General features: G+C 65.5%; 13 protein-coding genes. 8 read left to right on the top strand and 5 right to left on the bottom strand.

What is annotated here, in order from left to right:
- Nucleotides 1-320 precede the first annotated feature (320 nt).
- Nucleotides 321-1,391: an IS110 family RNA-guided transposase gene (locus tag BT264_RS15655; protein WP_072445493.1), complete on the bottom strand. Its 1,071-nt coding sequence runs from the start codon at nt 1,389-1,391 to the stop codon at nt 321-323.
- A gap of 183 nt (nt 1,392-1,574) precedes the next feature.
- Here BT264_RS15655 and BT264_RS39595 point away from each other — a divergent pair, with 183 nt between their 5' ends.
- From BT264_RS39595 to BT264_RS15635, 5 genes are all read left to right on the top strand, one after another.
- Nucleotides 1,575-2,009 carry a hypothetical protein gene (locus BT264_RS39595; RefSeq protein WP_181437220.1) on the top strand — a complete coding sequence of 145 codons (435 nt, stop codon included), beginning with the start codon at nt 1,575-1,577 and terminating at the stop codon, nt 2,007-2,009.
- Nucleotides 1,930-2,208: a ribbon-helix-helix domain-containing protein gene (locus BT264_RS15645; protein ID WP_072437682.1), complete on the top strand. Its 279-nt coding sequence runs from the start codon at nt 1,930-1,932 to the stop codon at nt 2,206-2,208. Before BT264_RS39595 ends, BT264_RS15645 begins: the two co-directional genes overlap by 80 nt.
- Complete coding sequence (locus BT264_RS40490) at nt 2,208-2,357, top strand: type II toxin-antitoxin system RelE/ParE family toxin (protein ID WP_110281458.1); 150 nt, start codon at nt 2,208-2,210, stop codon at nt 2,355-2,357. The genes BT264_RS15645 and BT264_RS40490 overlap by 1 nt, the downstream gene beginning before the upstream one ends.
- A gap of 450 nt (nt 2,358-2,807) precedes the next feature.
- Complete coding sequence (locus tag BT264_RS15640; protein ID WP_072437683.1) at nt 2,808-3,530, top strand: response regulator transcription factor; 723 nt, start codon at nt 2,808-2,810, stop codon at nt 3,528-3,530.
- On the top strand, nt 3,527-5,020 hold the full coding sequence (locus tag BT264_RS15635) for a HAMP domain-containing sensor histidine kinase (protein ID WP_072437684.1): 1,494 nt from the start codon (nt 3,527-3,529) through the stop codon (nt 5,018-5,020). The genes BT264_RS15640 and BT264_RS15635 overlap by 4 nt, the downstream gene beginning before the upstream one ends.
- A 19-nt stretch (nt 5,021-5,039) precedes the next feature.
- Here the strand turns inward: BT264_RS15635 and BT264_RS15630 are convergent, their stop codons facing one another.
- The 4 genes from BT264_RS15630 to BT264_RS15620 form a co-directional block, all read right to left on the bottom strand.
- The gene (locus BT264_RS15630) at nt 5,040-6,146 is read right to left on the bottom strand and encodes an AraC family transcriptional regulator (protein ID WP_072437685.1); all 1,107 of its coding nucleotides are present in this window, start codon (nt 6,144-6,146) and stop codon (nt 5,040-5,042) included.
- Nucleotides 6,147-6,304: 158 nt separating this feature from the next.
- Nucleotides 6,305-7,054, bottom strand: a complete 750-nt coding sequence (locus tag BT264_RS15625; RefSeq protein ID WP_072437686.1) for an SGNH/GDSL hydrolase family protein — start codon at nt 7,052-7,054, stop codon at nt 6,305-6,307.
- A 50-nt stretch (nt 7,055-7,104) separates the two neighbouring features.
- Nucleotides 7,105-7,497, bottom strand: coding sequence for an alpha/beta hydrolase family protein (locus BT264_RS38195; RefSeq protein ID WP_143156743.1), 393 nt, complete (start codon nt 7,495-7,497; stop codon nt 7,105-7,107).
- The gene (locus tag BT264_RS15620; RefSeq protein WP_072437687.1) at nt 7,452-7,748 is read right to left on the bottom strand and encodes an NERD domain-containing protein; all 297 of its coding nucleotides are present in this window, start codon (nt 7,746-7,748) and stop codon (nt 7,452-7,454) included. The genes BT264_RS38195 and BT264_RS15620 overlap by 46 nt, the downstream gene beginning before the upstream one ends.
- A gap of 366 nt (nt 7,749-8,114) precedes the next feature.
- On the opposite strand from BT264_RS15620, the gene BT264_RS15615 reads away from it, so the two are divergent.
- The 3 genes from BT264_RS15615 (at nt 8,115) to BT264_RS15605 (ending at nt 11,893) form a co-directional block, all read left to right on the top strand.
- Nucleotides 8,115-9,749, top strand: coding sequence for an AMP-binding protein (locus BT264_RS15615; RefSeq protein WP_072437688.1), 1,635 nt, complete (start codon nt 8,115-8,117; stop codon nt 9,747-9,749).
- A complete protein-coding gene (locus BT264_RS15610; RefSeq protein WP_072437689.1) occupies nt 9,749-10,909 on the top strand; it encodes an AraC family transcriptional regulator in 1,161 nt (386 codons plus the stop codon). The genes BT264_RS15615 and BT264_RS15610 overlap by 1 nt, the downstream gene beginning before the upstream one ends.
- A 204-nt stretch (nt 10,910-11,113) precedes the next feature.
- A complete protein-coding gene (locus BT264_RS15605) occupies nt 11,114-11,893 on the top strand; it encodes a GNAT family N-acetyltransferase (RefSeq protein ID WP_072437690.1) in 780 nt (259 codons plus the stop codon).
- Nucleotides 11,894-11,900: the final 7 nt, after the last annotated feature.

Below are 11,900 nucleotides of genomic sequence, written 5' to 3'. Positions count from 1 at the left end.
TGAACCGCCTATAAGGACCTCCCCGTTTTGACAAGCGGGTTTAATGCGTCACTGGTCAAGCTCCGGTGTCGTTCGAGACGTTGGCGGTGCGGACGGCGGCGAGACAGACTGCATGCCTATAAACGGCCTTGCTGGGCGCTGTGGTTGCTACGCCCGGGCCCGGATAGTAACCGCGCAGCGGGACTCCATCCCTGGGACGGCGAATAGATGCGATTTGGCGCCTTACGGTTCATCGAGTTCGCCCGCTGCCGGTCTGACCTGTCGCTATCCTTTACCTGTTGCGTCTTCGAGAGCATAGTGGATCCTGGTTGATGCCTGGATCAGCTGTTTGTTGCGCAAATCACCGCGCGCGGAGCAATACACACGTGCGATGGATCGAATTTCTCGCCTTTCGCGAGCACGGCCCAGAGAATACGCGCATGCTTGTTGGCGACGGCGACCAGCGTCTTGTAGTAGCCGACGCGCGCCTGGAGCTGGACAATCCAGCACGAGAGCCGGTCGTCACGTCGGTGTGCCGTCAGAACCGCTGAGCGCGCGCCCTGAAACAGCAGGGTTCGGAGATAGTCGTTGCCTTGCTTGGTGATGCGTCCGAGCCGCTGTTTGCCGCCGCTGCTGTTCTGTTTAGGTACGGTGCCGATCCAGGCAGCCATCTGCCGGCCGTTTTTGAATTGTCGCGCATCAACGACGGTCGCAACAGCGGCGGAGGCAGTCAGAGGGCCCACGCCGCACACGTCCATGCACCGTTGTGCCTGAGGATCATGACCGGCGTGTTCGGCAATCTGTTTGTCAAGCCACGCAATTTCCTCATCCAGTGCCTGGCATTGTGCCCAGCCACGCATCAGGGCCTGGCGTGCGGGACCAGCGAGTTCGTTGCTGCCGTCTTCGATACGGTCGACGATGTGTTGGTGTAATGTGCGGATGCCTTGCGACAGAAACACACCAAACTCGGCAAGCAGTCCGCGCAGGCGATTCACCAGCGCGGTACGCTCCTCGACAAACCCGGTCCGCATGCGGTGAAGTACAAGCACGCTTTGCTGGGCCGGTGACTTGACCGGCACGAAACGCATCTGTGGACGGCTAGCGGCCTCACAGATCGCTTCGGCATCCTGTGCGTCGTTCTTCACGTGGGGACCTCCCTTGCGATAGGGGGCCGCAAATTGCGGTGGAATGAGCCGCACTTCGTGTCCGAGCGTGCGCAGCTTACGCGCCCAATAGTGCGCCGCGCTGCACGCTTCCATGGCCACCAGGCACGGCTCAAGATTGGCAAACCAGATCACGAACCGTTCGCGGGCAATTGCCTTGCGTACGACGACACGTTCGGCAGCGTCAACCGCGTGGACTTGCATCACATTCTTCGCCAGATCCACGCCAACGCGAGTAATCTTTTCCATGACTTCCCCCTTCGCTGAAGGTTGTGTAGCACAGCCATGATGGCACCAACCGGTGCCGATCTGGCGATCGGGGAGGTCCTTACCAATTCCCGGGAATGTAGGAGACTTCGGATCTTGGCTGACACCGGGGGAGGCGGCGCGGATTCACGTGCTCGTCGAATATGAGGGGGCGCGCGCAAGCTGATGCACACGCGCCGCAAGCGTGTAGGCGAGCCGGAATGGCGCGATGCGCACAAGGTCGAGCCGTGCGGCATCAAGGCGCTGCCGGAATTCCACTTTCCAATGCACGGCGAGCTTGTCGCGCTGTATCGGCACGCGCGCGATCCAGATGTGCGCCGGGTGATCCTCGAAGTGGTGCGTGCGCGGCGCGTAATAGGCGAGATTGAGGACGCAGGGCTGTCGCGCGGTTACCGCGACCGACACATAGCACAGCCATCACCCTATGAGACGCTGTTCAACTGGCGGACAAGCAGTCCGCCGGTTGCTTTCCGCAGCCCGAGATGTAGGATTAAATCCTACTCAATCACGGAGGCCTATCGTGCGTTCGACCCAGCAATTCAGCATCACATTGCCGACGGAGTTGGCCGAGCTAGTTCGCTCGAAGGTCGCCAGCGGTGAGTACGCTACCGATAGCGAAGTCATCCGTGACGGTCTGCGGACGCTGGCAGCCCGCGATCGGGCCGTGGAGTCTTGGCTAAGAAATACGGTTGCGCCCACGTACGATGCTTTGAAGGCCGATCCATCGCGTGCGCTGACGGGAGACCAGGTTCGGCAACGGTTAGCCGAGAAGCGTAAGATGCGCGGAACCAAAGTCTGATGGCCGCGTTTTCCGTCGAGTTCGCCCCGGAAGCGGTAGAGCAACTCGAACAGATTGAAGAGTACATAGCCGAACAGGGTTCGTCCCGTGTCGCTACTGCCTATGTCGATGCCATCGTAGCCTTTTGCGAGAGTCTGCAGTCGTTTTAATTGGGGAACACAGCGCGATGACATTCGACCTGGCTTTCGGATCACCAACTATAAGGGCAGCGCAATCAGTGCGTTCGCGGTGATCTCCGGCGAGTGCTCGGCGGCTCGGGAACGGACGTCATGGCGCAGGTAGGATTCTGCTCGAAAATGCGCGGCTTGCGCCATCGCTCGGAGCGTATCGCGTCCGCTTTTTAGTGTCTTTTTAGTGTTCGGGCGGGATGACGCAAATTTTGTTTTAGGGGCCGGAGCGGAAAGCCTTGCAGGGATTGGCTTACAGTACAGGCGCGATCCAAAGTTAAATGATTTGTGATCACTCGCCGCCGCAAAATTTTGCACAATGGCGGCAGCGCGGCGTTGCGCCGCGATTCGCCCCCCCGGCAACCGGCAATCCCGACCACCGTTGTCGCAACCGTTACCGAACCCGAGCCCGACGTGCCGCCGCCCACCGCCATGGACCATCCGAAACGCATCCTGATCGTCGAGGACGACGCCGACATCGCCGACGTGCTGAGCCTGCACCTGCGCGACGAGCGCTACGAAGTCGTGCACAGCGCGGACGGCGCCGAAGGGCTGCGCCTGCTCGAACAGGGCAACTGGGACGCGCTGATCCTCGACCTGATGCTGCCGGGCGTCGACGGCCTCGAAATCTGCCGGCGCGCGCGTGCGATGACGCGCTACACGCCGATCATCATCACGAGTGCGCGCTCGAGCGAGGTGCACCGGATCCTCGGCCTCGAGCTCGGCGCCGACGACTATCTGGCGAAGCCGTTCTCGGTGCTCGAACTCGTCGCGCGCGTGAAGGCGCTGCTGCGGCGCGTCGATGCGCTCGCGCGCGATTCGCGGATCGACGCGGGCACGCTCGACGTCGCCGGGCTGTCGATCGACCCGATCGCGCGCGAGGCGAGCGTCGACGGCGCGCGCATCGACCTTACGCCGCGCGAATTCGACCTGCTGTATTTCTTCGCGCGGCACCCGGGCAAGGTGTTCTCGCGGATGGACCTGCTCAATGCCGTGTGGGGCTACCGGCACGAAGGCTACGAACACACGGTCAACACCCACATCAACCGGCTGCGCGCGAAGATCGAGGCCGATCCGGCCGAGCCCGTGCGGATCCTCACCGTATGGGGACGCGGCTACAAGCTCGCCGCGCCGGGCCAGCGGGACGCGTCATGAAACTCACGCTCACCCAGCGGCTGTCGCTCGTGTTCTCGGTCCTGCTGCTCGCGTGCTCCGGCGCGTCGGCGTGGCTGCAGATCCGCGCGAACGACATGCGCGAGAAGGAAGTCGTGCAGGCGCTGTCGCGCGACCTGGCCGCCAACATCGCCAACAGCGCGCCGCTGATGGACGCGAACGGGCTGCGCCCCGACGCCGTGCGCACGCTGTTCGGCCAGCTGATGGGCGTGAACCCGAGCGTCGAGGTGTACCTGCTCGACAACGCGGGGCGGATCAAGGGCGACGATGCGCCGCCCGGCCACGTGAAGCGCGACCGCGTCGATCTTGCTCCCGTGCAGCGCTTCATCGCGGGCCAGCCGCTGCCGATCCTCGGCGACGATCCGCGCAGCCCCGACGCGCGCAAGGTGTTCAGCGCCGCGCCGCTGCAGCGCGCCGGGCAGCCGCCGTCGGGCTATATCTACGTGGTGCTGCTCGGCGAGGCGCACGACCGGCTGGCCGCGCGCGTCGACGCCGGCAACGTGCTGCGCACGACGCTGTGGTCGATGGCGGTCGTCGCGCTGCTCGGCCTGCTCGCGGGCCTCACCGCGTTCAGCTTCATCACGCGCCCGCTGCGCCGGCTGACGGACGCGATGCGACGTTTCGACGCGAACGGCGTGCCCGACACGCAGCCGCCGGTGCCGCGCTCGCCGCCGGGCCGGCGCGGCGACGACATCGTCGTGCTCGAATCCGCGTTCGCTCAGATGGCCGACCGGATCGGCGAACAGTGGCGCGCGCTGACGCACCAGGACCAGCAGCGGCGCGAACTGATCACGAACATCTCGCACGACCTGCGCACGCCGCTCACGTCGCTGCACGGCTATCTGGAGACCCTGTCGCTGAAGTCCGACGCGCTCGCCGAACCCGAACGGCGGCGCTACCTGTCGATCGCGCTTGCGCAGAGCGCGAAGGTCGGCCGGCTCGCGCAGGCGCTGTTCGAACTCGCGCGGCTCGAATCGGGCGGCGTGCAGGCCGAGCGCGAGCCGTTCTCGCTGGTCGATCTCGTGCAGGACGTGTTCCAGAAATTCGAGCTGGCCGCGCAGGCGCGCGGCATCGCGCTGCATGCGCGGATCCCGCCGCGCGTGCCGGTCGTGTCGGCCGATCTCGGGATGATCGAGCGCGTGCTGACCAACCTGCTCGACAACGCGCTGCGGCACACGCCTTCGCGCGGCGAGGTCGAGGTCGCGCTGGAGCCGCGGGGCGACTGCGTGGTCGTGACCGTGTCGGATACCGGCGAAGGGATTCCGGCGGCACGCCGCGAAGGGCTGTTCCAGCGGCCGCAGCGGCCGATGAGCGGCGCCGCGTTGACGAGCGGCGGGCTCGGCCTGCTGATCGTGCACCGGATGCTGGCGCTCAACGGCAGCAGCATCCGGCTCGTCGATCGGGCCGGGCGCGGCGCGGTGTTCGAATTTGCGCTGGCGGTCGCGTCGCCGGCGGCCGGCGACGCACGCTGAAATTCGTCAGCGTCCGCGTTCAGCCGCCGCGCTTGCGCCGCACGTCGCTCGGCGTGGTGCCGGTCCAGCGCTTGAACGCGTGACGGAATCCGACCGCATCGCTGAAGCCGAGCGTCAGCGCGATGTCCTCGGTGCTGAGCGTGGTGGTGCTGAGATAGTCGATCGCGAGCGCCTTGCGCACGCTCGTCAGCAGTTCGCTGTACGACGTGCCTTCGGCTTCGAGCTTGCGGCGCAGCGTGCGCGCGGTGATGCACAGCGTCTGTGCGATCGCGTCGAGGTCCGGGAACTGCCCCGGCATGCGCGTGAGTTCCTGGTAGACGCGGCGCGTGACGCCCGACTGGGTGCGCAGTTCGTCGAGCAGCCGCGCGCAGTGCGACGACACCTGCGCGGCGGTGATCGGGTTCGCGAGCTGCGGTGCGCGCGTGAGCCACGCGGCCGGGTAGCTGAGCACGTTGCGCGGCTGGTCGAACGCGAGCGGGCATTCGAGCGCGTCGGACAGCATGGCCGCGTGCGGCGGCTCCGGCTGCGTGAACTGCGCACGCGCCGGCACGCACCACGTGCCCATCACGTCCTTGATGATCGTCACGTGCAGCGCGAACTGCATGTCGATCAGGAAGCGGTACAGCGGCTCGTCGAGACAGGGCAGCGGCATGGTTTCCCGATCGGGAAACAGCCACGAAACCGTGTCGTCCTGCACGACCCAGCCGATTTCGAGCATGCGGTTCGCGAGCTGGTGGTATTTGACGGCCGAGTCGAACGCGTGGGCCATCGATTCCGAGCACAGCATCGCGTAGCCGTACATCCCGTAGCTCGACGCGTGCAGTCGGTGCCCGACCCGCACGCCGAGATCCGGGTTGCCGTAAGCGCGGATCGCGTTGCCTGCGGCTGTCAGGAACTGCTGGGACGACGTGAGCGTGAACGGATCGGCGACCGCGGCGGGATCGAGATCGGTCCCGGCGAGCACCGCACCGGCGTCGAGCCCCAGGTCCGACGCGACCTGCAGCAGGACCGCGAGCTTGGACGGCGAGAAGCACTTCTCGCGCAGCATGGCGGGCAGCGCGGCGTCGGGCGACCGATCGCCGGGGGGCCGTGTCTTGGCCGGTTTCAACGGCGCGTCGCGCAGCATGGGTGAGTCCTGAGTCCGATTCGATAGCGATTCCGGGTACGCGATTCTGCCCTCGAATGCACCGGGTCGCCACGGGGTTCACCCTGAGTCCGGCCGCCGCCCGTGGGCCGGACCGTCTGCCGTGCATGGCGCCGGCGCTCCGTTTTGCCCGATGTCGACTACTTTCCCGTGTGTAGAGGCGGGCTCGTCTCGCTGAGCAACGTCAGAATTTTGTCGGTGACGAGTTCGGCCCATCGACGATATTGATTCGGCCCGGGATGGTACCGGTCGATTGCCATCTCGGCGGGATTCGCGGCCCACTCGAGCGACACGTAACGTCGCGCGGGATGGAGGTCGACCCAGCGCCGCAAGATCCGATCGAGTCGAATGGCGTAGCGGCCGAGGTACCACCGCAGCGGATGCGGTGCGGCCGGCAGGATGCGCAACGGCGGCAATCCTGTCACGACGATGCCGGCGGCGCCGGTTCGCAGTCCGAGATGATCCGCGAGCGCGATATAGTCGCGGATGAATTGCCCCGGCTTGCGCTGGGACGTGACGTCGTTCGTGCCGAGCGCCGTGACGAGGTAGTCGGCCGGCCCGATCGTGCTGCACGTCAACAGCTTCAACGCCTCGTCCGTATTGATGCCGGACTTCGCGATCAGTTGCCATTCGACCCGTCGGCCCGTGGCGCGTGCCAGGAGCCGTGCAACCGGCTGCGCCAGTGCATGTTCCTGCTCGTCCACGCCCACGCCCGCCGCCGAAGAATCGCCGACCACCAGGATGCGCAGGGGCGCCGTCGAACCATCATCCGCGCCCTCGCTCCCTTTACGGGGACCGTTGGCCTCGGGCAGGCGCAGCGCGGTTCTGCGCAACCAACGTGCCTGAGCCAGCAGGATCGGGCCAAGCGCGTACTTATATAGCGTCAACATAGAGCAAGAAGATCGAGGTGATGCGCTTTCGCAGTGAAGAATCGCGGAGGCTACGCGACTTCGTTCATAAAGGCCAGCGTGGCCGCAATACCGGTCTTGTCGCGCAAGATCTTCCGATGACCTTGCTTGCGTGTCGAGAAGAGCCTTGCGTTGATGTGGCTCGAATGGAGTTCCTGCGCCTGTCGGAACGGCACCTCGTCGTCGTCCTCGTCATGAATCAATAGTACCGGCCGATCGAAACCACGGATCAGTCGCGCCGGCGCTATCTGGTCCCAACGCCACGCATTCCGATGTCGCTGTTCGAGTCGTACGCGCATTGCATGAATGACGGACGCTTTTATCCGGAAAAATCGCGCAAAAGAGTCGGTGATGAATACGGCGTCGGAAAAGCAGCTGATCAGCACCAGCTTCGTCGTGGCGAGGCCGAACCGGCTGATCGACAACAGCGTGCAAGCCGCTCCGAAGGAGTGATGCTGCCCGAGACAGCGTGGCGATAGCTTTTGACCTGCAGCACGAGCGTCGTGATTTCGGTGCCGACAAGCAAATCAATCTGTTGGCCGCCACAATAGAAGTCGCAGAGAACGACGGCCGGATGTTCATTGATTTCGAGGATCTCGACGACTCGTTGAAGAACGCGTCTCTCGGCAGCATTCTTCGCGCCTTTGGAATATCGACAGAAGATTTCAACCGTCATGGTCTGCTCGTGGGCCCTGTTGTTTTTCACGTCAGCCAGCTATTAGAGCATGCTGCACCCCATTTTCATTTCGTTATTGATGCGCTTCCGACAGCGGCGAGCGGCATCCGAGTCGATATTGTCCGAGGATGTTCATTTACGAGCTTCGGCGTTGGCTGCGGGGCGACATCCGATGCGTGTCCGTTTCGATCATCTTTACGACCGCATCGATCATTTGCAAAGCACGGCCGGCGGGCGATAGTCGGCATTCGTGAGACAACCTTCGCCCAAGCGGCACGGGGCGTCGAGCGAGCGGCGCCAGCATCGATCCGGGAGCGGTTCCCGCGATGCGCGAAGCCTGCGCGCCGGCCGCACAAGGATACCTACATGATCAAGAGACACTGGACCGCGTCATATGGCGCGATCCCCGCCGAGATCGACGCCGATCGCCATCCTTCCGTCAGCGTGCTGCTGGACGACGCGATGCGCCGCTTCGCCGATCGTCCCGCGTTCCATGCGTTCGGCCGCACGCTGACCTATGCCGATGTCGATCGCCTGTCGAGCGCGCTGGCCGCCTATCTGCAGCAGGTCGTCGGCGTCCGCAAGGGCGACCGCGTGGCCGTGATGCTGCCCAACGTGCTCGCGTTTCCTGTCGTGTTCGTCGCCGTCGCGAGGATCGGCGCGATCCAGGTCAACGTGAACCCGCACTACACCGCGCACGAGCTCGAGCATCAACTCAACGACGCAGGCGTCGAGGTCGCCGTGGTGTGCGGCGGGTCGATGGGCACGTTCGCCGACGTGGTCGGCGGCACGCGCGTGCGCACCGTGCTGAGCGTGGGTCGCGGCGATCTGGGCGTGGTCGACGCGCCGGCCGGTGCGTGCGACGCGCTGCCGCCCGGTTCGATCGCGCTCGCGGACGCGATCGCCGCAGGCGAATCGCTCGCGTGCGAGCCGGTCGCGCTGGGCGGCGCGGACCTGCTGCTGCTGCAATACACGGGCGGCACGACCGGATTGTCGAAGGGCGCCGCGCTGTCGCACCGCAACCTCGTCGCGAACATCGAACAGTTCGCGGCGATCGTGGCGGCCGCGCGGGTGCCGGGCGAGGAAGTCGTCGTCACCGCGATCCCGCTGTACCACATCTTCGCGCTGACGGTGAACTTCCTGTCCTACTTCGCGATCGGCGCGCAGAACTGGCTCGTCGCGAACCCGCGCGACATGGACGCGTTCATCGACGTGCTGAAGGCCGCGCGGCCGACCGTGTTCGTCGGCGTGAACACGCTGTACGCGGGGCTCGCCGGCCATCCGCGCCTGAAGGAAGTCGACTGGTCGCGGCTGAAGCTGTCGGCCGGCGGCGGCGCGGCGGTGATCGACGTGATCTCGTCGCGCTGGAAGGCGGTGACGGGCAACTTTATCCGCGAGGGCTACGGGCTGTCGGAAACGTCGCCGGTCGTGTCGTTCAACCCGCAATCGATCGACACGTTCACGGGCACCACGGGCCTGCCGCTGCCGTCGACGGACGTGAAGCTGCTCGACGACCAGGATCGCGAGGTCGCGATCGGCGAAGCGGGCGAGATCTGCGTGAAGGGGCCGCAGGTGATGACCGGCTACTGGCAGAAGCCGGAAGCGAATACGGCCGCGTTCACGGCGGACGGCTATTTCCGCACCGGCGACGTCGGCGTGTTCGACGCAGCCGGCTTCCTGCGGATCGTCGACCGCAAGAAGGACATGATCATCGTGTCGGGCTTCAACGTGTACCCGAACGAGGTGGAAGCCGTCGCGACCGCGCTGCCGGGCGTTGCAGAATGCGCATGCATCGGCGTGCCGGACGCGCGCACCGGCGAGGCCGTCAAGCTGTTCGTGGTGCTGGCGCCGGATGCCGACGTGACGGAGGCGCGGCTCGTCGCGCATTGCCGCGCGAGCCTCGCGGCCTACAAGGTGCCGAAGCTCGTCCGCTTCGTCGACCGGCTGCCGAAGTCGACGGTCGGCAAGATCCTGCGCCGGGAACTCAGCCGCACCGACTGATGGCGCCGAAGCGCCGCGCGGCCGCGGCGGCGCGGCCCGGCGCGCCGAAGGCCCTGAAGCAGACGCGCGGGCCGCTCAAGTACAATGCGAGCGGTTCGATCGACGGGGACGCGATGACCGGCTCAGATTCACTTTCCGCCCGGCCCGGGCGTGCGCTGCCGTCGCCGAGCGCGACGGTGCCGATCTCGCTCGTCAACGGTTTCCTCGCGAGCGCGGGTGCGCAGCGCGACGTGGTCGAACGCTACCTGCGCGGGGCCGGCATTCCGATCGAACTGCTCGGCGAGCCGCATGCGCGCGTGACGGAGGAGCAGTTCTCGACGCTGTACCGCACGCTCGCGATCGACCTCGACGACGAGATGCCCGGCATCTTCTCGCGCCCGCTGCGCGGCGGCACGCTGAAGTATCTGTGCCTGAGCCTGCTCGATGCGCGCAACCTCGAAACGGCGCTGCATCGCTTCGGCCAGTTCTTCCATATCCTGCTCGACGACTTCTTCGTCGAATCGAAGCGCGACGGTCTCGTCGCACAGGTGCTGCTCCGCCCGAACGAGGCCATCGGCCCGATCGGCGCGCTCGGTCAGGAGCTGATGCTCAAGCTCGTGCACGGCGTATGTTCCTGGCTGATCGGGCAGAAGATCCCGCTGCTGCGGATCGAGTTCGCGTGCCCGCGGCCGCGCCATGCGGTCGACCACCTGTACTTCTTCACCGGCTCCGTGCAGTTCGACTGCGAGCGCACGCTGATGCGCTTCAGCGCGGACTACCTCGATGCGCCGATCCGGCAGAGCAAGCGCAACCTGCGCAAGTTTCTCGCGCGCGCGCCCGGCGACTGGATCTTCGAATCGTTCAGCGAACAGCTCGTGTGCCATCGCGTGCGGCAATACCTGTCGGCGGCGCTGCCCGACCTGCCCGTGATCGACCAGGCGGCCGAGCACCTGCATTGCTCGGTGCGCACGCTGAGCCGCCACCTTGCGGCCGAAGGGACGACGTTCCAGGCGCTCAAGGATGAACTGCGGCGCGACATCGCGATCCAGCGGCTGACCGATACGCCCGACACGATCGCGGCGATCGGCGCCGATATCGGGTTCGACGATCCGAGCGCGTTTCATCGCGCGTTCCGGCACTGGACGGGGAGTACGCCGGGGACATATCGGCGGCGCGCGTAGCGCGCGACGCCCGCTGTCGTCTTTTCGAAGCCGGTTCCCATAGCCGGCTCCCATCGGCGGTTCCCATAACCGGCTTCCTTCGCGGGTGGAAGTGAATCGTGGAATCTCCGATGCGGCGACGCGCTCTGCGACGCGGGGCGCGGAATAAATCCGTCGTTCGCGTGTTGTCGATAGATCAGCCATCGACGCTGTTCCAGGAACGAAATGCGCTTATTCACCGATATGCTGGATGCTTCCGTCGCCGCGTGGCACGAATCGATCGACGCGTTTTGCCGCTTGCAGGACGTCGGTTCCGTGGCAACGGGCGCGCACGGAACGAAGTCGATCTACAGTGGCGCGCCCGTGCCCGTGCTCAATGCGGTCATCGGCATGACGCGCGAGCCCGACGTCGACGAGATCGGAGTCTTTGCCGAATCGTTCAGGGATTGCGAATTGCCATGGAGTATCCAGACACGCGCTGCCGGCACGCAAGCCGCGGCAATCCGACAAATCGCGGGTGAATACGGTCTGACGCAATGTGTCGCGCTGCCATTCATGACGAAGCGGCTGGACCGCGTCGAAGCGCCGGCAACCGGCGATGGCCGGGTGGTCGTGCGGCGTGTGGCGGCAGCGGACAGCGAACGGTACAACAGCACGCTTGCCGCAGGCTACGGCGCGCCGGAGCAGGTGTTTCGACGATTGAGCGCGCGGGCGGTGCTGGAGTCGGACGGGATGATGGGCTTTCTGGTGGAATGCGCCGGCATTCCGGTTGCAACATCGTTCGGTGTCCTGTGCAACGACCAGGTGGGGGTATTCAATGTGTCGACCGTTCCCGAGTATCGGCGACGAGGCTACGCGCGAGCGGCGACCCAGGCGGTATTGAACGCCGCGATCGACAAAGGCGCGCATACCGCGTTTCTGCATTGCACACCGGCGGGACGCCACGTGTATGAGTCGATGGGCTTTGCCGCCGGCGAGGAATGGCAAGTGTACGTCGGTCGGTGACAGACGG

This window comes from Burkholderia sp. NFPP32, from assembly GCF_900119325.1.
In the GTDB taxonomy this organism is placed as follows: domain Bacteria; phylum Pseudomonadota; class Gammaproteobacteria; order Burkholderiales; family Burkholderiaceae; genus Burkholderia; species Burkholderia pyrrocinia_C.
This window is presented reverse-complemented; position numbering and strand designations above follow the sequence as displayed.